The sequence below is a fragment of the Stenotrophomonas sp. Ste86 genome (genome assembly GCF_024519465.1).
Lineage (GTDB): Bacteria > Pseudomonadota > Gammaproteobacteria > Xanthomonadales > Xanthomonadaceae > Stenotrophomonas.
In genome coordinates, this window is sequence record NZ_JALJRW010000001.1 from 371,614 (window position 1) to 391,656 (window position 20,043).

Genomic DNA, 20,043 nt, shown 5'->3' on the forward strand with positions numbered 1-20,043 from the left:
CGCTGGCTTCATGCCTGGGCCTGCCTGGCCATGCTCCTGGTGGTGGTCGCGCCGCTGGTCAGCCGGGCGTTGGCGCACCCGGGGGTAAACGCTTCCCAGGCGCCGAACGCCCATGGCGCACACCACCCCGCGCTCGACCCCGACCCCGTGGGCGCACACCCCATGCATCACGATACGGCGCATGGCACGGATCACGCGATGGCGATGGCGACCCCGCGCGCGCATGGCCAGGCGGCATCGCCAGCCGTCACGCCGGCCAAGTCTCCAGATCCCCACGCCGAGCATGCCATGGGCGTGGACTGCGACTACTGCCTGATCGCCGCACGGATGGTCAGCCTGCTGGTCGCCCTGCTTCTGCTCATTGCGCTCTGGCCCGCGGTCTTCCCGGCTTTGGCGAGGCAGGTCGTTGCCCGTCAATTGCCCCCGCCAGGCACACTCGGCGCCCGCGGTCCGCCGCCCGCCCTCGCCTGCTGATCCAGCCTGCGTCCTGAGGCGCGCATCGCGCCCGGCCGTCCGTACCCGCCCCACTCACCCGGCAACTCTGCCGGGCCGAATGCGCGCGCGCTGGATACTGCCCTTCCCCTCCGCTGTCCGGCTGACCCGCCGGCTCTTTTGCCTGTCTCGACCACGCGGTGGTCGCGGCAACTCGATCTTGTGGACCATGAACAGACTTCCCGCTTCCCGCCCGCTTTCCAGGGCCATTCTGATTGCGCTCGCCAGCGCTGCCTTGGCCCCGTCGCTGGCGTCCGCCCAGGAGGGCACCGTGCTCAATCTGGGCACCGTGCAGGCCCGCGCCAGCGCCGAGCGCGACCTGTCGGCACGGTCGGTATTCACCTCCGTGGACATCCTCGGTGGCGACCTGCTGCAGCAGCAGAAGGTGGATCACAGCTGGGAGCTGCTGATGAACGCCCCCGGCGTGCAGGTCACCCAGTTCAAGATGGGCACCGATGCCGGCCGCTTCTCCTTCCGTGGTTTCAACGGCGAAGGCCGCATCAACGCGGTCAAACTGCTCATCGACGGCGTCCCAAGCAACGACAACGCCGGCGGCATGCCCTACCTGGATGCGGTGTTTCCGCTGGACATCAGCGCGATGGAGATCGTGCGCGGCACCAACGACGCGCGCTACGGCCTGCATGCCATCGCCGGTGATGTAAACGTGCTCACCCGTCAGGGCGGCAACGACGGCCAGCTCAGCGTCACCGTCGGCAGCTTCGGCACACAGGACGTGCAACTGGCCAAGGGCGTCGAGAACGGTGCCTGGTCGCAGAACTATTTCATCGGCTGGCGTGGCACCGACGGTGAGCGCGACCATGCCGAGGGCACCCAGCGCAGCTTTGCCGGCAAGTGGTTCTACACCGATCCCGATGGCCGCTGGCGCGCCGGCCTGACCAGTCGTTACTACAAGAACGCCGCGCTGGAAGCTGGCTATCTCAGCTACCCGCAAGTGCAGGCCGATCCCGGGCAGTCGCCCGATTACGCCCGCGACGACCGCAGTGAGCGGCAAACCGTGCAGACCGCGCTGCACCTCGATGGCGCCCTCGCCAGCGACTGGCATTGGAACGCCAAGGCCTACCAGAACGACTACCGCAACCAGCGCTGGGTGACCTTCACCGCAGGCGGCGCGCAGCAGGAGCGCTTCAATGACGAAACCCACCGTGGGCTGATCCTCAACACCACCTGGCGCCCCACCACCACTCTGGCCGAGTTGGTGCTCGATGCCGGCGTGGATGGGCAATGGCAGGACAACACCGCCCGCCGCTACCGCGCCGTCGCGCGCGAACGTCAGGCCACACTGCGCGACTGGACGTTCGATCTCGACACCCGCGGTGCGTATATCCAGGCCGTGATCCGCCCCTTCGACGCGCTGAAAATCGTGCCGGCCTACCGCGTGGACCGCATCTACGGCGATTTCCACAACGTCGCCGCCGGCACGCGTGCACCGGTGTACGACTACGGCCTGATCAGGCAGCCCAAGCTGAGCGTGTCCTATGACCTGGGCAGCCGCACCGTCGCCTACGCCAACTGGGGCCGCACGTTCCAGATCGGCAGCGGCAACGGCGCCTACCGCACGCAGCCCGGCAATCTGTCGCCGTCGATCAACGAAGGCTGGGAGACCGGCCTCAAGTGGGCACCCGTGCAAGGGCTGCAGGCCCGCATCGCCTACTGGGAACAACGCGCCTCCAACGAAGTGGCCACCATCCTCGGCGTCAACGGCAGCGTGGGCAGCAACGAAGTGGGCAATGTCGGGGAAACCCTGCGCCGCGGCTGGGACGCGCAGCTCACCTGGCAGGCCAGCGCGCGCTGGCGTGCGTGGGCGTCGTATTCCCGGCAGAAGGCGGTGATCAAGGCGCCCGACCCCAGCGCACCGCAGACCCGTGGGCGACAGGTCGAGAACGTGCCGAACTGGCTGGCCAACGCTGGCGTGGAGTACACGCCCACCCCCGATTGGACCTTCAGCGCCTGGAGCAACGGCCAGGGTGACTACTTCGTGGAACGCACCAACACGCTGGGCCGTTACGGTGGCTATGCGCTGTTGAATCTGAGCGCCACCTACCGCCTGGACCCGCGCAACAGCCTGGCCCTGCAGCTGAAAAACGCGACGGACCGCCTCTACGTCTACGCCTGGTATGACAGCGGCGCATCCGGCTACTCGCCCGGCGATGGCCGCGCCCTCTACCTCAGCTGGACCCGGGAGCTCTGATATGGATACCGCCATCCCGCCGCCGTCCACCGAACGCTGGCGCTTCTACCGCGCGGTGTGGCGGTGGCACTTCTATGCCGGTCTGTTCGTACTGCCTTTCATTGCCTGGCTGGCACTGACCGGCGCGGTCTACCTGTACCAGAAGCCCATTGATCGGTGGGTCCACCATGCCCTCAAGGTCGTGGAGAACCCGCAGCACGCTCGCACACTCCCCAGCGCCCAGATCGCCGCCGTCACCGCCCTCACGCCTGGCGAGGTGTTCCGCTACACCACCCCGGAGCGCAGCGATGGCAGCGTGGAAATCGGTGTGCTGGAGGCCGACGGTCGGCGCGAGATCTACTACGTCGACCCGACCTCGGCGCGCGTCCTCGGGCAGCTGCCGGAAAAAGGCACGTTCTCCGGTGTCGTCCGCCGGCTGCACAGCCTGGACCTGCTCGGTGACTACGCCCGTGCGCTGATCGAGATCGCTGCCGGCTGGGCCATCCTGCTGGTGTTGACCGGTGTCTACCTGTGGTGGCCGCGCGGGCGCAACGGTGGCGTCACCACGGTGCGTGGCCGGCCGGGCCAGCGTTTGTTCTGGCGCGACCTGCATGCGGTGACCGGTGTCTGGGTGGGGCTGGCGCTGCTGTTCCTGGCGGTCACCGGCATGCCCTGGTCGGTGGTGTGGGGCAAGCAGGTCAACGCGTGGGCGAACGGGCAGGACTACGGCTATCCGGCTGGCGTCCGCGTGCAGGTGCCGATGTCGCACCAGCGGCTGACCGACACCACCACGCCCACCTGGTCGATGCAGCAGGCGCAAGTGCCGGTGTCATCCCTGCGCCACGCCGAACACGCGCCTGCCGATAGCCATGCCGGGCACGAGGGGCACGGCAGTGGTGCACTGGGCGATCTCGCCGCCCAACCTGGCAGCATCGGCATCGACGCCGCGCTGCAACGCATCAACGGCCTCGGCCTGGCACCCGGTTACAGCGTGGCGCTGCCGCGCGGTCCGATGGGCGTGTACACCGCCTCGGTCTACCCCGAGGACGTGGCAGGCCAGCGCGTGGCGCACCTGGACCAATACAGCGGCCGGGTGCTGCTGGACATGGGCTACGCCGATTACGGCGCGCTGGGTCGTGGGCTGGAATGGGGCATCAATGTGCACCTGGGCCAGGAATACGGCACGTTCAATCGCCTGTTGCTGGTCGCCGCCTGCGCCGCGATCCTCATGCTGTGCATCAGCGGCGCGGTGATGTGGTGGAAGCGGCGGCCGGTCGGCGGGATGGGCGTGCCTGCGCTGCCGAAGCAACGGCGAACGGTGGCCATCGTGTTCACGCTGCTGTGCATTGGCGGGGTGGTGTTCCCGTTGGTGGGTGCCTCGCTGCTGGTGGTGGGCGTGCTCGACTTCATCGTGAGCGGCGGCTGGCGCGCTGCGCGCCCGGTACGCGATTGAAATGACCGCCCAACCGCTTGTCCGGAAGACAGCCAAGCATCCTTCGCGAGAGCAGTCCTGCCTGGCGCTGATACATCCGTCAGGTCTTCAGCGCCTGCACCTGCAGAAACTGCTCGAACCGCGCGCGGCTGACGGCCTGGTGTTCGCCACAGTGGGGACAGCTGAGCAGACCCGCACCCTGCACGTCCACCAACCCTTCCCCCTCGGACAACCTGCATTCCTGCATGCACGATTGGCACTGGACATCCAGTTGTTGCAGCATTTTTATCGTGTGCGCGTCGGCCATTTCGGCGCGAACACCCAGGATCAGAAACTTGCCGGTCATCGGAAACTCCGTACTAGACATCCTCGTCACTGATATGACCGTGATCAGAAGCGCGCCAACGAGGATGAACATGGGGGAAGCCTTCATGGCGCATGCCACCGCCTGCCCTGCGGGTGGCCAACCGACTGCGATTTGAAGGATGGATAGGCATGATCCCGATGCGATCCTGCAAGGAGAGTGAAGCCGGGGTTCGCAGCGTGTCAAGATCGGCCCGATGCGTCGGAAGGGCGCGACCGTCTCTCCGCAAAGAACAACGCCTGCGTGGCGCGTCCGCCCGCTGCGCCTTGGCAATGGCGCAGCAATCCTTCAAAGTCCCTCACACGCTCCATGATGCCAACGATCCATGACCCGCCTGCTCATCATTGAAGACAACCCCGAGTTGGTCGCAAACCTGTACGCCTTCTTCGAGCCGCTGGGCTATGTGCTGGACGATGCACGGGATGGCGCCACCGGGCTGCGGCTGGCCACGCAGAACGATTACGACGCCATCCTGCTGGATCTGATGCTGCCGCGGCTGGACGGGATGACGCTGTGCCACAAGCTCCGCGAAGAGTTCCAGAATCCGGTGCCCATCCTGATGTTGACCGCGCGCGACCCGGTCGATGACCGCGTGCAGGGCCTGGCGCTGGGCGCGGACGATTATCTGGTCAAGCCCTTTTCGCTCAGGGAGCTGGATGCCCGCATCCGGGCCCTGGTGCGCCGCGCCCAGGGCAGACACGTGCAAGGCACCCTGGCCTGGGAAGATCTCAAGGTGGATACCCGTGCGCCACAGGCGTGGCGGCAAGGCCAGGCCATCAATCTGACCCCCAGTACACACAAGCTGCTGCTGTGTCTGGTGCGCGCCGCGCCTGCCGTGGTCAGGAAGCAGGAGATGGAGTACCTGCTGTGGGGCGACCATCCGCCAGAAAGCGGCGCCTTGCGCACGCACATCCACGAGCTGCGCCAGCACACCGACAAGAACTTCGCATCGCCACTGATCGAGACAGTGCATGGCGTGGGATGGCGCATGCAGCGCCCTGCGGAGGCGACCGGGCAGTGAAATCAATGTACCGGCCGATGATGCTCCGGACACGCATTACGGTGTCCTTCGTGCTCCTGATGGTGGCGGTCATGGGCTTTGTGGTCGCCGCCGAGCAGCTCGACTACGACGAGCTGCGCGCATACGTCATTTCCAGAAGCCTGCACAGCGAGATGCATCGGCTGAAAGCGGACATAGCCAACGGCGCCACGCCGGTCATGGCCAATGGCAGCCAGTTTTACGACGCGCACACCGCGCCGCAAGCGCTGCGGACCTACGCGCCGGGCTACTACAGCGTCGGCAAGCCCGACGTCTGGCACCTGCTGGTGTTCGACGTCGACGGGCAACGCTACTACCTTCGCCAGGATGCAGAGCGTTACCAGTATCTCGAGCACGTCATCGACGGCTACGCGCTGCTGGTCATCCTGCTATGCATCCTCTTCGCGTTCTGGATCGGACGACTCACCTCGGCCCGTGTCATCGCCCCCATCACCCGCCTGGCCGACGCCGTGGAACGCAAGGAGATGCCGTTTCCGTTCCAGGATGCGCGTGACGAGATAGGCGTACTGGCACGCGCGTTCGCGCAGCACAGCGATGAAGCCGAACAGTTCCTGCAGCGCGAGCGGTGCTTCGTGGGCGATGCCAGCCATGAACTGCGCACGCCACTGGCCATCATTGCCGGCGCGGCGGAAACCATCGCTCACCAGTTGCCCGCCGACAGTCCCCTGCGGGCCAGCGGCGAGCGCATCCTGCGCACCACCCAGGAAATGCAGCGCCAACTGACCTGCCTGCTGCTCCTCTCGCGTGATCCGCAGCGGCTGGCCAGGGAAGACGTTCCGCTGCGCCCCCTGATTGAAGACTGCATGGCCCGCTGCGAGCCCTGGTTGGCACGCAAGCCAGTGGTCCTGCACCTGGAAGCGCCGCAGGACCCGCGCCTCCACACCAACGCCGAGCTGGCGCGCAGCGTGGTCTGGAACCTGCTGCGCAATGCATGCCAGTACACCGATGAAGGCGAAATACGCATCATCGTGCAGGGCACCACGCTGATCATCGCCGACACCGGCCCCGGCCTGCCGCCCAGCGTCGATCCGCAGCAGTTCCAGCGCTTCCAGCCCAGCCTGCGCCACAGCGGCGAAGGGCTGGGCCTGTCCATCGTGCAACGCATCGTGGATCACCTGGGCTGGCGGATGGCCGTAGCAAGCTCGGCCAACGGTTGCCGGTTCACGCTCGACATGCCTGGCACGGCATGAACACGTGCAGCGCGCCGTAGTGGCGCCATCCTGACGGCTTTCTGACACGGCTTTCTCAATCCTCCACAGAGACCAAGCCCTTTGTGAGATGCAGATGCAATCGTCAGGCCCCACCGGAACCGGCAAGTATCCCCATGGCAAAACCGGGTTGAACCGGGTGTTTCATACGCTGATCCATTCCCGTGACGGCTTCCTGGCCACCATCCGCAGCGAAGCGGCGTTCCGGCAGCTGCTGGTCCTGCATGGCCTGCTGATCGCGACCACATTCGTGCTTGATCTCAGCCCGGCCGAACGTGCGTTGATGCTGGCGGTCAGCTTCATCAGCCTGCTGGTCGAGCTTCTCAACTCCGCCATCGAGGCCGTGGTCGATCGTATCTCGCTCGATCTCCACCCACTCTCCAAGAACGCCAAGGACATGGGCAGTGCCGCGCAGACCACGGCGTTGCTGATGGTCGGTGCTGTCTGGGCGGTGATCCTGTTGGCATAGGCAAGACAGAAGCACGTCCCTGACAACTTCCTGATACACCCGTTTCGATACTGCGCGCACTTTTCACTTCATGGAAGAATGCGCGTGCTTCAACGTCTGACCTCGATTCGGCCCACCCCAGTGCAATTGACCTGGATCGCCGCGCTGTTCTTCACCACCGCGGGGAACATCGCACTGTGGCAAACGCTATGGAACCACCTGTCGCTGGACACGCCGCGCAGCGTGCTGTTCCTGATCAGCCTGCCGATCTTCCTCTTCTGTGCGTTCAACATCCTGCTCACGCCGTTGCTGGCGCTGCCCTACCTGCGCAAGCCGCTGCTGGCACTGCTGGTCATCATCAGCGCGGCGTGCACCTACTTCATGCTCCACTACGGCGTGCTGATCGATCGCAGCATGGTGCAGAACGCGTTGGAGACCAACCAGGCCGAACTCGCCTCCTACGTCTCCGCGCCCTTGCTGCTTACGCTCTTGATGCTGGGTGTGCTGCCTGCCACCGCGATGGTGTCCTTGCCGGTTCGATACACGGCGGGAAAATGGCGGACCGCGTGCGGATGGGTGGTCAATGTCGTGGCGTCGCTGGTGGTCTTCACTGTGGTGTCTCTGGCCTTCTACAAGGACTACGCCTCCCTGCTTCGCAACAACCGGCAGCTGAAGGACCAGGTGCTGCCCATTGCCGTCGTGCGCAATGCCAACGGCTATCTCAAACGCAGGTACATGGCCGTCTCGCGCCCCCTGCGGACCGTCGCCGAGGACGCCACCCGCCCTGCAACGGTTGCAGGCCAGCGACCCCGGCTGATCATCGCCGTCGTAGGCGAGACCGCGCGCGCGCGGAACTTCCAGCTCAATGGCTACCCGCGCGCGACCAATCCGGTCCTGTCCCGGCGCGGGGACGTCATCGCCTTCCAGAACGTCGCATCGTGCGGTACGGCCACGGCGATCTCACTGCCCTGCATGTTCTCCCGCATGGCGCGCAGGCACTATGACGACGTTCAAGCCGCAACCGAAGAGAACCTGCTGGACATCCTGCAGCGCACCGGCGTGGACATCCTCTGGCGCAACAACAACAACGGCGGCTGCAAAGGGGTATGCCAGCGCGTGCCCACCGACGACATGCCGGCCCTCAAGGTGGCGGGTCAGTGCGTGAACAAGGACGGCACCTGCCACGACGAGGTGCTGCTGCACCAGCTCGGTGCCCGCATCGATGCCATGAAGGGCGATGCCCTGATCGTGCTGCATCAGATCGGCAGCCATGGGCCGACCTACTTCGAGCGCTATCCCGAACAGGCCACCGTGTTCCGCCCGACCTGCAACAGCAACCAGATCCAGACCTGCACCAACGAGGCGCTGACCAACACCTACGACAACACGCTGGTCTACACCGACCAGGTGCTCGGCAAGACCATCGCCCTGCTGGAGGGGTACGCGGACCAGCGCGACGTGGCCATGATCTACGTGTCCGACCATGGTGAATCGCTGGGCGAACGCGGGATGTACCTGCACGGCACGCCGTACGTCATTGCGCCCCCTGAGCAGACGAGCGTGCCCATGCTGATGTGGTTCTCCCCGTCCTTCGCTCGGCATGCCGGCCTGGATCTCGCCTGCCTGCGCGGCAACGCCCAGGGTGAGCGCTACAGCCACGACAACCTCTACCACTCGCTCCTCGGGCTGTTCGATGTGGAAAGCGGCGTGTATCAGAAGGGGCTGGACCTGTTCGCCGGGTGCCGCGCCCCGGCGCCAGGCTGACCGCTCCACGGCATCGCCTCACCCGCGGGGCGTGCGCCGTCCCGCTCGTCCCTCAGGCCCCGCCATTGGCCCCAAACCCTTGTGCCGCCGTCCCTTTCCGCGTGCCATCGGCGCTACGGCCCCGCATGCTGCGGCTCCCTTATCCGTCCTGCTCGCATGATCCGACGACACGATATCGACGCCCTGCGCGTCATCGCCTTCGCGCTGCTCATCCTCTATCACCTCGCCATGGCCTACGTGGACGGCTGGGGCTTCCATCTGAAGAGCACCCACACCACGCCCGACCTGCAGTGGCCCATGCGCCTGCTCAACGGCTGGCGGATGTCCCTGCTGTTCCTGATTTCCGGCGTGGCCATCGCGCTGCTGGGCCCCGGCCTGCGGCGCGGTCGATTCGCGGCCGTGCGGAGCTGGCGGCTGCTGCTGCCCCTGCTGTTTGGCATGCTCGTGGTGGTCCCCATCCAGCCCTACTGCGAGGCGGTCAGCAATGGCGCTGCCTCGCCCGGGTTCGGGGCTTTCCTTCTGCGCTACTGGCAGGTCCGGCCCTGGCCGCCCGGCAGCTTTGCCGGCGCACCGTTTGGCATCACCTGGAACCATCTCTGGTACCTGGCCTACCTGTGGTGCTACAGCATGCTGCTGGTGCTGCTCAAGCCACTGCTGGATTCGGCACCGGTCCGCCGCGCCACCGCACGGTTTGCGGGCGCTCCCGGGCTGCTGCTCCTGTTCCTGCCCGCGGGGATCCTGCTGCTGTGGCTAGTGTGGCTGGCACCCGCGCATCCAGCCACCAATACGCTGGTGAACGACACGTATCAGCATGCCAAGTACCTGACCGTCTTCCTGATCGGGTATCTGCTTGGCAGGGAGCCTGCCTTCTGGGAGCGTGCGGTTGCCCTGCGCTGGACCAGCCTGGCCGCCGTGGGTTGCGCGGTCTGCTGGTATTTCCTGCTGGAAGCACTGGGCCAGTGGCTGCCGGCCGACGCGGTATTACGTCGCTGGCCCGCATCGTTCTGGAGCGTGCAGTCGAAATTCTGCGAGATGCTCTACGTGTGGGGCGTCCTGCTGACCCTCCTGGGCTGGGCCAGGCGCTATCTGGATCGACCCTTCCGCTGGCTGCCCTATTGCACCGAGGCCGTCTACCCGTGGTACATCCTCCACCAGAGCCTGCTCATCGCGGCGCTGTATTGGTTGAAGCCGCTGCAGCTTGGGCCCGTGCTTGAGCCGCTGCTGGTATTGATGGCAACGGTGGTCGGCTGCCTGCTGCTGCACGAGTGCCTGATTCGTCGTGTGCGCTGGCTCCGGCCGTTGTTCGGGCTCAAGGCGGTAAGCGAGGACGCTCCCCGGCGCCACACGGCCGTCACGGACGCGCGCGCATAACGTGCGCACCCCGCGAGCATGGGGGTAGATCGTCCCGACCATCGAGCCTGCGCACGTGAATCCACCGCCCCCCGCCCTGCAGCCGTCCCGCTCGCCTGATCGCGCGCTCGACGGGGTCAACTTCTTCCTGGCCGATGTGCGCGACGGATTGGGCCCCTACCTGGCGATCTACCTGCTGGCGGTCCACAAGTGGGAACCGGCCAGCATCGGCGCGGTCATGACCGTGGCCGGGCTCACCGCCCTGGTCGCGCAGACACCGGCAGGCGCCTTGATCGACCGGGTGAACGCCAAGCGCGCGACGGTCGTGATCGCCGCGATACTGGTCACCGTCAGCTGCCTGGTCCTGCCCTGGACCACCTCGTTCACCCTCGTGGCCATCACCCAGGCGGTGAGTGCCATCGCCGGCACGGTCTTTGCCCCGGCCATCGCGGCCATATCGCTGGGCATTGGCGGGCCGCGGGTGTTCGCACGACGCATGGGCCGCAACGAAACCTTCAACCATGCGGGCAACGCCGTCGCCGCAGTGCTGGCGGGCGGGCTGGCGTATGTGGGCGGCCCGGTCGTGGTGTTCTACCTGATGGCGGCCATGACGCTGGCCAGCATCGCCGCCGTGCTGATGATTCCGGCAGCGGCCATCGACCACGAGCGCGCGCGTGGATTGCCCTCCCCGCGCCAGGACGCGCCCGCGCCGACCTCGGTCCTGCGGCTGTTGCACGACAGAACGTTGATGATCCTGGCGGCCTGCTGTGCGCTGTTCCACCTGGCCAATGCGGCGATGCTTCCCCTGGTGGGCCAGAAGCTGTCCCAGACCAGCCCCGAGCTGGCCACCACGCTCACCGCCGCCTGCATCGTGGCGGCACAGCTGGTCATGGTGCCGGCCGCACTGCTGGTCGGAAACCGGGCCGACGCCTGGGGACGCAGGCCGCTGCTGCTGGCCGCCTTCCTCATCCTGCCGATCCGCGGCGTGCTGTATCCCCTGTCCGACGCGCCTGCCTGGCTGCTCGGCGTGCAGCTGCTCGACGGCATCGGTGCCGGCATCTTCGGCGCCCTGCTGCCGGTCATCGTCAGTGACCTGACCCAGGGGACCGGTCGCTTCAACGTCACGCTGGGGGCGGTGTCCACCGCCTTCGGGCTGGGCGCCGCCTTCAGTCCTGGGCTGGCCGGGTTGATCGTGCAGTTCGCTGGGTATGATGTCGCGTTCCTGACCCTGGCGGCCATCGCTGCCCTCGCCTTCGTCCTGGCCATGGCCATGCCGGAGACCCGGCCCCAGGCCAGCGATACCACCGCCGAACCTGCAACAACGGCATCCAACGCCCGCCTTTGAGTTTTTCCCGAGCCATTGATGCACATTCCAACCACGTCCCTGATCATCTGGACGGTAACCGCCGTCGCCACCTGCGGTGTCATCTTTCGCCCGTGGCGCGTTCCCGAGTACGCCTGGGCACTGGGCGCGGCCGCGCTGCTGACCGTTACCGGGCTGCTGCCTTTGAATGCGGCCATGGCCGCCGTGGCCGAAGGCGGCGATGTCTACCTCTTCCTGATCGGCATGATGGTGCTGGCCGAACTGGCACGGCAGGAAGGGCTGTTCGACTGGTTGGCCGCGTATGCGGTGCAGCACGCCAAGGGCTCGGGACAACGCCTGTTTGATTTGGTGTTCCTGGTGGGCACGCTGGTCACGATCTTCCTGTCCAACGACGCCACGGCCGTCGTGCTCACGCCGGCGGTCTACGCCGCCTGCAAGGCCGCCCGGGCCAACCCGCTGCCGTATCTGTTCGTCTGTGCCTTCGTGGCCAACGCGGCGAGCTTCGTGCTGCCCATTTCCAATCCGGCCAACCTGGTGGTCTTCGGCGATCACATGCCCTCCCTGGCCCAATGGCTGCGGCAGTTCACCCTGCCCTCGCTGGCCGCCATCGGAATGACCTACCTGGTGCTGCGGCTGGCCCATCGCCGCCAGATCGCACCGCCCCTGGTGGCGGTGGCCGAGCAACGGCCGCTGTCCGAGGGCGGGCGCCTGTGCGCGATCGGCGTCGGTGTCACCGGCAGCGTGCTGTTGGTGACCTCGGCGATGAACGGGCCGCTGGGTCTGACCACGTTCTGCGCCGGTGCCGCTACCCTGGCCACCATCCGCCTGCGCCAGCGCCGCAGCCCGATGCCGATCCTGCGGCATGTCTCGTGGGGCGTGCTGCCGTTGGTTGCCGGGCTCTTCGTGCTGGTCGAGGCGGTGGCGCACACCGGCGTGATCCGCATCGCCGCCGACGCACTGGAGGCCTTTGCCCGTACATCGCCCAGCGAAGCCAGCTGGCTGGCCGGTGGCGCGGCCGCCGTACTGAGCAACCTCGCCAACAACCTGCCGATCGGCCTGGTGGCCGGCTCGCTGGGCCAGATGGCCGACCTGCCCACGCAGACCCGCGCCGCCCTGCTGATTGGTGTGGACCTCGGCCCCAACCTGTCGGTGACCGGCTCGCTGGCGACCATGCTCTGGTTGGTGGCGCTGCGTCGCGAAGGCGAGCACGTCAGTGCACTGACCTTCCTGCGCCTGGGCATCCTGGTGATGCCGCCGGCCTTGCTTGCCGCGCTCTGGCTTCTGTAATCACGTCATTGCCGCATTGTGTCGGCCGACGTGACTACAACCAATGGCACAGGAAGCCAGCGCCGTTTGCGCGCTACGTTGGACCAAATGGAATGGAAGGACCGCGTATGAAGCGTCTGTTTTTCTCGATGGCGTTGTTGCTGATGGCTGGAATGGCTGGCGCAGCGACGAAGGCAGTGGACGGAAAAACCACCGTCATCGTGCTGGGCGTCGACCACGCCGCCCAGCTGGTGGCGCGCAACGATCGCCCCGCCCTGCTTGCCGCGTTCCTGGCACATGCCAAGCCCGATGCCATCTGCATCGAGCGCTCGCCCGAGGCCTTCGCCCGCAACGACTATTACGAATTCACCTACGAAGTCCAGGACGTCGTGGTCCCCTTCGCCCGGCGCAACGGCATCGCGCTGTGCCCCATCGACTGGGAGCCGCCGGTGGACGATGCCCGGCTCGGCTTCGGCGTGGACCTGGGCGCCGCGCCGGAACTGCGCCCAGCGAGTGGATTCCAGCAGTTCCTGTCGTTCCCTGCCCCGAGCCACCTCACCCGGGATCTTTTCCACGCCGACGAAGCAAAGAACGTCGCGCGCATCGCGCAGTGGGCCGCAACCCCGGCCAAGCGCGCAACCGATGATCTGCCGCGCAGGCTGTATCTCTATCGCACTTACCTGCAGGCCCAGCGGGTGGCGGCGGCGGCGAAGGCACATCCAGGTGGCACGGTTGTCGTGGTGGTCGGCGAGTTCCACAAGCGCGATATCGAAGCGATCCTGGCCGATGCCGCCGACGTGCGCATCGTCCAGCCCTCCAGCCTCGGCAAGCCCACCGAGGCGCAGGTGCGCCAGCATGAGCGCCGTGAGTATCGCGTGGCTGTGGCCAGCTTCAACCTTCTGGGCGTCCAGTCCGCCACCGGTAACATCGATCGCGCATTCGTCCGCGAGACCGTACAGGCACTCAAGGCGGAACAGAACTCCCCCGACGTCAGGCTGATGGAAACCCGCCTGGACCTGCTGGAAGAGCGCATCACACCCGCCGCTGCGGTGGACCGCTATCGCCGCATCGCCTCAGACGCCGGCGATGCGCGCTTTACCTGGACCGGCGTAACCGACGCCGCGCGCCTTGATTCGTACTTCGATCCCTTCGGCAACCTCACCGTGCGCCAACGGGCCTTGATCGAAACGGCACGTGAGCTGCACCGTGCCGGGCGTAGCGAAGAGGCGGCCGGGATACAGCAGACCCTCGGCAGCGAACTCGGCGAGCGGAAGAAGGCCCAGCTTGCCGGCTACTGGGAGCGCTACATCGCCCCACCGGCCTCGCCGTAAGTGGCCAGCGCGTCCGCCCTGGAGAAAGTTGCCGGGGCCACCTCTACCGTGTTGGGCGAATGTCCGCTCACACCAATCGCCAGCAGCCGGCCAAGCTAAAGCAGCACCTGCCGCGTGCTGCGAAGAAAGCGATGGATCTCGTCTTCCACTGCCTCATCGATCATATAGACCGGCCGCTGGCCATTGGGGCAGCGCAGACGCGGGGTGGTCCCGAACAAGCGGCAAATCAGCGGGCGCTCCGCGTAGATTTCGCACCCCTGCTTTCCCAGGTAGGGGCAACTGAGCTCGGCCAAGGCAGCATCACGCTCGGCGTCGCTCTTGACGGGCAGGCGCGCCATCTCCTCGCTCGACACCGTGACCGGGCCACAGCAGTCGTGGCAGCCGACGATGCAACGGAAGGAAGGGATCTGCTCGCGCAACCGATCTATCGCGTCGCTATTGGTATAGGGCATTGCGATGAGCCTCGGTCACGCATCAACGGGAGGGCATTTTACAACCCCGTTGCCCTGCTGGGCGTAGGCACGCGCCCAATGACGTGAAGCCGCAGCCAAGCGCCGATCGCGATAAGGGCCTGTTTGTGTGCCATCCCGCTTCAGGACCTCAGCCATAAGCGGGCCCCGGCGTTGATTTCCGCCCATACCTACATTCGCCTGGCTACCGCTGGGACCAGGGAGCCGTATTCAGCACCGGCCCCTGTGAGACCATGCGCCGACCAGACCGTCCTTCGCTCCACCGTGATTCGTCGTCGTCAAGGACACACCTATGCCAGACACTGGCCTGTTCTACCTGTTTGAAGTGTGCTGTAGCCCAACGAAAACCGCTCAACATGCCTTCCCTGAGATCGAGTTCATACGGGTCCAGTGCAACTCGTGCCGGCACATCTTCAGGGCAACCGAACCACCGATCCTGGAAGCGTTCAACGCCGGAGGGGCGGCTATCACGTGTCCCAAATGCGGAACCAGGCAAGCGATCTCGGGGGCGCGATTTGCTGAATACATGGAACGCTTCCCAAGCGGCAATTGCGAGGAATACAGGGCCGCCTCTGGCGACGCGGCAAGCTCGCCGTAGACGACGGCGCCTGCCAGTGCCCGACTTGCGGCCCCACCCACACGCCCGGTGTTCTTTGCGCGTCATCCTTGCGGACGCGGCATGAGGGGTACTGCACCCGACACCCTCCGTGGCCCGCCCACGGACCTCAGCCGCAGCGTGCACGCGCGCCTCGGCTGGAACGGCACTAGTCTCTTCTCTTCATTACTTCCCACGGCAACAGACAGGACATGACGCCTCTCGACAAAGCCATCCGCAGAGAAGTTCAGGTTGGAGAGGAAACCTACACCCTGACCATCGACCCCACCGGCCTCAAGCTCGTGTTGAAGGGGCGTAGAAACGGGTTGGAACTGCAGTGGACCGAGCTGGTCAACGGCGACGCGGCGCTGGCTGCAGCGCTCCAGGCATCCCTCGACGCCAAGTGACGCCCACCGGGCCGAAAGCCCCGCACGTATCTACTTCCGCTTGTCCGACACGCTGGCCAGCCTCCCCGTCACCAGCAGCGGCTGGCCATCTTTGGCCTCTTCCCCGCCTTGCAGGCTGGCCTGTTCGAGTTCGCCGCGCAGCGCGTTGACGCAAATTGCGTCCGGTCAGGTCACTCCCCCAGCACGCGTGAGATCGCGGCCCTCAACAGTCTGGCCAGGGTCTCCTTCGCCAGCCCGGGGTCGCGCACGGCACGCATCGCCAGGCCCTCCACCAGTAGCCGCAGCAGCAAGGTGCGCTCGTCGATCTCTCCCTCGTCCGGGCTGCGACCACGCGCGATGTCGTGATGACGCAACCAGGCGCCGATCGCCGCGCTTGTCTGTCGATCATGTCGCCGCAGCACCTCGGCCACCACCGGATCACGGTGGGCTTCAGCGGTGATTTCCGCATACAGCGCCACGTTGGCAATGGCATTGCCAGCGGTCTCCAACGTCTCCCCCTGCGCCCACACGTCGTAGCAACGCAGCAGCCCTTCCACCAGGTCCGCCGCTTCCGGCATCTGGCCGATGGACGCCTGGTCGTGGGCGAGCTGCCGCTCGATCAGCGCCAGGATCAGCGCCCGCTTGTTGGCGAAGTAGCGATACATCAGCCCCTGGCTGATCTCCGCCTCGGCGGCGATCTCGCTGATCGAGCCGGCATGGAAGCCACGGGCGATGAAGCAGCGTTGCGCCGCGTCGAGGATCCGCTGGCGCTGGGCGTCGGCACGGGCCGCAGCGGCGTCTTCGGCGGGTGCGCCGGCAAGGGGAGTAAGCGTCATTGCTCGTCGTAGAGGGCGTCCAGTTGATGACGGATGTTACGGCATTCGAAAGGTGAATGAACGGTCATTCATCTGTCATTCCACGCGTCCAGACTGCGCCGGCCTTCCCCCTCCCGCGAACCCATCCGATGCGCCACGCCCCGCTGCACCGCCACCTGTTAGCCCTTGCCATCGCCACCGCCCTGCCCGGCATTGCCCTGGCCAACGACGCCGAACCCGCCGCCAACGCAGACACCGCCGCCCGCGACGTGGTCGCGCTGGACCAGGTGGTGGTCACGGCGCAGAAGCGCGCCACCAACCTGCAGGAGACGCCCATCTCCGTCTCCGTGGTGGATGCCGAAGCACTGAAGGACCGCAGCGCCATCTCCATCGGCAGCCTCGCCGATGGCTCGATCCCCTCGCTGCGCGTCACCCCGTTCGCCACCCGCAGCTCGGCACTGAACATCGGCATCCGCGGCATCGGCGCGTCCGGCGATGCCAACCAGCCCGCGCGAGACGCCGGTGTGGGCGTTTACGTCGATGGCGTGTTCATGGGCCGCGCGCAGGGCCTGGGCAGCATGCTGTATGACGTGGAGCGCATCGAGGTATTGAAGGGGCCGCAAGGCACCCTGTTCGGCCGCAACACCGAAGGCGGCGCACTCAGCATCGTCACCAAACAGCCCACCGGCGAGTTCGGCGGCAGCGTCAGCGCGGGCGTGTCCAACTACAGCGGCTACACCACCGGCCTGCACCTGGACCTGCCCAAGGTGGGCGATGTGAGCGTCAAGATCGACGCGGTGCAGGCCAAGCGCGGCGGCACCACCGACAACCCGATGCGTGGCGAGCGCGACTTCAACAGCTATGACAAGCGCGGCGCCCGCATCAGCGCACTGTGGCAGCCCAGCGACACCTTCTCCGCGCTGTATGCCTTCGACACCTCCTATGACGCCACCACGCCGTACCACACCCAACTGCTGGTACCGGGTGCCTTCGTGAGCCCGCTGCAGAAAGCCGGTGCCAGCGAGGATCGCCGCGATTCGTCCATCCTCGGCGGCCCGCAGGAAGACAACATCGGCCGCACCAGCGGCCACCTGCTCAACCTCGGCTGGACCCTGAGCGACACCCTCGAACTGAAGTCGATCAGCTCCTACCGCGAGCTCACCCAGGGCCAGTTCGACATGGGCCTGGTCGACGCGATCTCCGCGTACGGCGGTCCGAACACTCCCTTCGCCCGCTACAGCCTTGCCCAGGTCTACCAGCACCAGTACAGCCAGGAATTCCAGCTGATCGGCACCACCTCGCAGGTGCAGTTCCTGGCCGGTGCCTTCTACTATCACGAAACCGCCGGCGACAACGCGCAGACGCCCAACATGCTGCTGTGGGGGCCGGGCGGCAACAGCTACACGCTCAACCCGGCCACCAACCCGTTGAACCTCGCCAACGTGCGCATCGACCGCGCCAGCAAGGCGTGGACCGACAGCCTGGGCCTCTTCGGCCAGGCCACCTGGACGCCGGCTTCGCTCGAGCGCCTGCACCTCACCGCCGGCGGCCGCTACACCCGCGATGACAAGAAAGGCAGCCTGTATATCGTCAACGGTGCGGCCACCCAGCTGGCCTTCGACGATGCCTGGGGCCGCTTCGATCCCATGGTGAACATCGCCTACGACCTGGGCGAAAGCGCAATGGTGTACGCCAAGTACAGCACCGGCTTCAAGGCCGGCGGCGCCAACTCGCGCTCCACCACGTTCACCGCCTTTGCCCCGGAAGAAGTAACCGCCATCGAGCTCGGCTTCAAGTCGCAGTTCTGGGACAACCGCGCGCGCCTCAATCTGGCCCTGTTCGATTCGAAGATCGAACACAAGCAGATGGACTTCTCGCTGCCCTTCGACCCCAACAGCGGCGAAACCCGTACCACCATGGTCACCACCAACGCGCTCAGCAACGGCAGCTCGCGCGGTGCCGAGCTGGAGTTCAACGTGGTGCCGGTGGACAACCTCACCGTCGGCCTGAACTACGCCTACACCAAGATCGACGCACAGCGCGCCGTCGACCCGTTCGGCGCGGGCGTACAGGTCACCGTGCAACCGCTGCTGGCGCCGAAGAACGCCGGCAGCCTGTCGCTGGACTACCTGGTGCCGTTCGCCAATTTCGCCGCGCTCAAGTTCCACCTGGACGGCAACTGGTCCGACGGCTACTACACCAGCGAATACGACCAGATGCTCACCGACAGCTCCTTCATCGTCAACGCACGCGTGGCCCTGATCGACGTCCCCCTCAACAGCACCGGCTCGACCATGGCCATTTCACTGTGGGCGCGCAACCTGCTCGACGAAGAACACCTGTTCTACAAGCTCAACAACGCCTCGCTTGGCCAGAGCGGCATCTTCAATGATCCGCGCACCTACGGCCTGGACGTCACCGTCAACTTCTGACCGCCTGGAGAACCCGATGAAGAACCGAACCGCCCCACTCGCCCTCGCCGTTGCCCTGAGCCTGCCCCTGATCAGCGGCGCAGGCGCAGCGCTCGCACGCGCGCCCGCCGCCGACACCACCAGCGCCGCCCTGCGTACCGCCAACGTGCAGCCGGTCGCCGCCGATGCACAGCGCGTCATCCCGCTGCAGGGCGCATGGAACACCCGCACCTTCGCCGGCCTGCACGGCAGCCAGGGCCCCATCCCGGCCAGCGCGTTCGTGCGCACCTCGGACCTGGGCCGCCTGACCGCCGCCGACCGCGACGCGCTGGCCGCCGCCGGCGTCACCCTGGACATCGACCTGCGCACCGCCGATGAGCAGGCGCAGTCGCCGGACCTGCTGGCCACCGATGCGCGCTTTGCCTACCAGCGGACCTCGCTGATGGGCACCGAGAAGATGGACCTGCAGAAGATGATGACCACGTTCCCCGATTCGCTGGGCGCCGCTTACGTGCAGTGGCTGGACCACAGCCAGCCGCAGTTCAAACAGGTCTTCCAGCGCATCGCGGCCGAGCGCGACGGCACCGTGCTGTTCCACTGCACCGCCGGCAAGGACCGCACCGGCATCATCGCCGGGCTGCTGCTCGACCTGGCCGGGGTCTCGCGCGCGGACATCGTGCACAACTACGCCATCTCCGCGCACTACCTGGAGGGGCAGCCCAAGGACAGCGCGATGAACGCGCAGATCATGGAACTGATCAAGCAGAACCCGGAGATCGGCAGGAAGATGGCCGGTATGGCCGGCACGGCACCGGAGAACATGGACATGTTCCTGGCAGCGCTGCATAAGCAGTACGGCGGTGCAGAGGGCTATCTGAAGTCCATCGGCGTGAGCGAGGCGGAAATCGATCAGCTGAAGGTGCGGCTGGGTCAGGCGGGTTGAGTGACCCGGGCAGACCTGGCCAACCGATAGAAAAGCACAAGAGCCCTGGATAGTCCGGGGCTCCTGCGTTGCCTGCACCCTCTGGTGGCCCCACGCCCACAGCTGCGGTGGACATCAACCCTTGCCTCGCAGAGGACCTGCCGGGACGCGCCGCCTTGTGCCCGCCTCGGCCGACCAAGGCGTGTGCCATCCAACG

Annotated in this window: 17 protein-coding genes; 14 read left to right on the top strand and 3 right to left on the bottom strand. The window is 66.4% G+C overall.

Annotated features, from left to right (window positions below):
- Window positions 1-30 precede the first annotated feature (30 nt).
- From NR101_RS01690 to NR101_RS01700, 3 genes are all read left to right on the top strand, one after another.
- Window positions 31-474 (top strand): hypothetical protein, encoded by a 444-nt coding sequence (locus tag NR101_RS01690; RefSeq protein ID WP_256774580.1) that lies wholly within the window; start codon window positions 31-33, stop codon window positions 472-474.
- Between the two features lie 187 nt (window positions 475-661).
- Window positions 662-2,701: a TonB-dependent receptor gene (locus tag NR101_RS01695; RefSeq protein ID WP_256777689.1), complete on the top strand. Its 2,040-nt coding sequence runs from the start codon at window positions 662-664 to the stop codon at window positions 2,699-2,701.
- A 1-nt stretch (window position 2,702) separates the two neighbouring features.
- The gene (locus NR101_RS01700; protein WP_256774433.1) at window positions 2,703-4,133 is read left to right on the top strand and encodes a PepSY domain-containing protein; all 1,431 of its coding nucleotides are present in this window, start codon (window positions 2,703-2,705) and stop codon (window positions 4,131-4,133) included.
- 79 nt (window positions 4,134-4,212) lie between these two features.
- Here NR101_RS01700 and NR101_RS01705 read toward each other — a convergent pair whose 3' ends face one another.
- Complete coding sequence (locus NR101_RS01705) at window positions 4,213-4,458, bottom strand: hypothetical protein (RefSeq protein ID WP_256774434.1); 246 nt, start codon at window positions 4,456-4,458, stop codon at window positions 4,213-4,215.
- 343 nt (window positions 4,459-4,801) lie between these two features.
- Between NR101_RS01705 and NR101_RS01710 the strand changes: the two genes are divergently transcribed.
- From NR101_RS01710 to NR101_RS01745, 8 genes are all read left to right on the top strand, one after another.
- Window positions 4,802-5,497 (top strand): response regulator transcription factor, encoded by a 696-nt coding sequence (locus tag NR101_RS01710; protein ID WP_256774435.1) that lies wholly within the window; start codon window positions 4,802-4,804, stop codon window positions 5,495-5,497.
- 17 nt (window positions 5,498-5,514) lie between these two features.
- Entirely contained in the window at window positions 5,515-6,726 is a 1,212-nt protein-coding gene (locus NR101_RS01715; RefSeq protein ID WP_256777690.1) for a HAMP domain-containing sensor histidine kinase, read from the top strand.
- 94 nt (window positions 6,727-6,820) lie between these two features.
- Entirely contained in the window at window positions 6,821-7,213 is a 393-nt protein-coding gene (locus tag NR101_RS01720; RefSeq protein ID WP_306175328.1) for a diacylglycerol kinase, read from the top strand.
- 78 nt (window positions 7,214-7,291) lie between these two features.
- Window positions 7,292-8,956: a phosphoethanolamine transferase EptA gene (gene eptA / locus NR101_RS01725; RefSeq protein WP_256777691.1), complete on the top strand. Its 1,665-nt coding sequence runs from the start codon at window positions 7,292-7,294 to the stop codon at window positions 8,954-8,956.
- Between the two features lie 156 nt (window positions 8,957-9,112).
- Window positions 9,113-10,327, top strand: coding sequence for an acyltransferase family protein (locus tag NR101_RS01730; RefSeq protein ID WP_256774582.1), 1,215 nt, complete (start codon window positions 9,113-9,115; stop codon window positions 10,325-10,327).
- A 55-nt stretch (window positions 10,328-10,382) separates the two neighbouring features.
- Window positions 10,383-11,651: an MFS transporter gene (locus NR101_RS01735; RefSeq protein WP_256774439.1), complete on the top strand. Its 1,269-nt coding sequence runs from the start codon at window positions 10,383-10,385 to the stop codon at window positions 11,649-11,651.
- A gap of 18 nt (window positions 11,652-11,669) precedes the next feature.
- The gene (locus NR101_RS01740) at window positions 11,670-12,917 is read left to right on the top strand and encodes an arsenic transporter (protein WP_256774440.1); all 1,248 of its coding nucleotides are present in this window, start codon (window positions 11,670-11,672) and stop codon (window positions 12,915-12,917) included.
- A 107-nt stretch (window positions 12,918-13,024) separates the two neighbouring features.
- Window positions 13,025-14,227 (top strand): hypothetical protein, encoded by a 1,203-nt coding sequence (locus NR101_RS01745; RefSeq protein WP_256774441.1) that lies wholly within the window; start codon window positions 13,025-13,027, stop codon window positions 14,225-14,227.
- A gap of 95 nt (window positions 14,228-14,322) precedes the next feature.
- Here NR101_RS01745 and NR101_RS01750 read toward each other — a convergent pair whose 3' ends face one another.
- On the bottom strand, window positions 14,323-14,679 hold the full coding sequence (locus tag NR101_RS01750; RefSeq protein ID WP_256774442.1) for a YkgJ family cysteine cluster protein: 357 nt from the start codon (window positions 14,677-14,679) through the stop codon (window positions 14,323-14,325).
- A gap of 825 nt (window positions 14,680-15,504) precedes the next feature.
- On the opposite strand from NR101_RS01750, the gene NR101_RS01755 reads away from it, so the two are divergent.
- On the top strand, window positions 15,505-15,699 hold the full coding sequence (locus tag NR101_RS01755) for a hypothetical protein (RefSeq protein WP_256774443.1): 195 nt from the start codon (window positions 15,505-15,507) through the stop codon (window positions 15,697-15,699).
- A gap of 170 nt (window positions 15,700-15,869) precedes the next feature.
- Here the strand turns inward: NR101_RS01755 and NR101_RS01760 are convergent, their stop codons facing one another.
- Window positions 15,870-16,514, bottom strand: coding sequence for a TetR/AcrR family transcriptional regulator (locus NR101_RS01760; protein WP_256774444.1), 645 nt, complete (start codon window positions 16,512-16,514; stop codon window positions 15,870-15,872).
- A 128-nt stretch (window positions 16,515-16,642) separates the two neighbouring features.
- Between NR101_RS01760 and NR101_RS01765 the strand changes: the two genes are divergently transcribed.
- Window positions 16,643-18,925, top strand: a complete 2,283-nt coding sequence (locus tag NR101_RS01765) for a TonB-dependent receptor (RefSeq protein WP_256774445.1) — start codon at window positions 16,643-16,645, stop codon at window positions 18,923-18,925.
- Window positions 18,926-18,941: 16 nt separating this feature from the next.
- A complete protein-coding gene (locus tag NR101_RS01770; protein WP_256774446.1) occupies window positions 18,942-19,847 on the top strand; it encodes a tyrosine-protein phosphatase in 906 nt (301 codons plus the stop codon).
- Window positions 19,848-20,043: the final 196 nt, after the last annotated feature.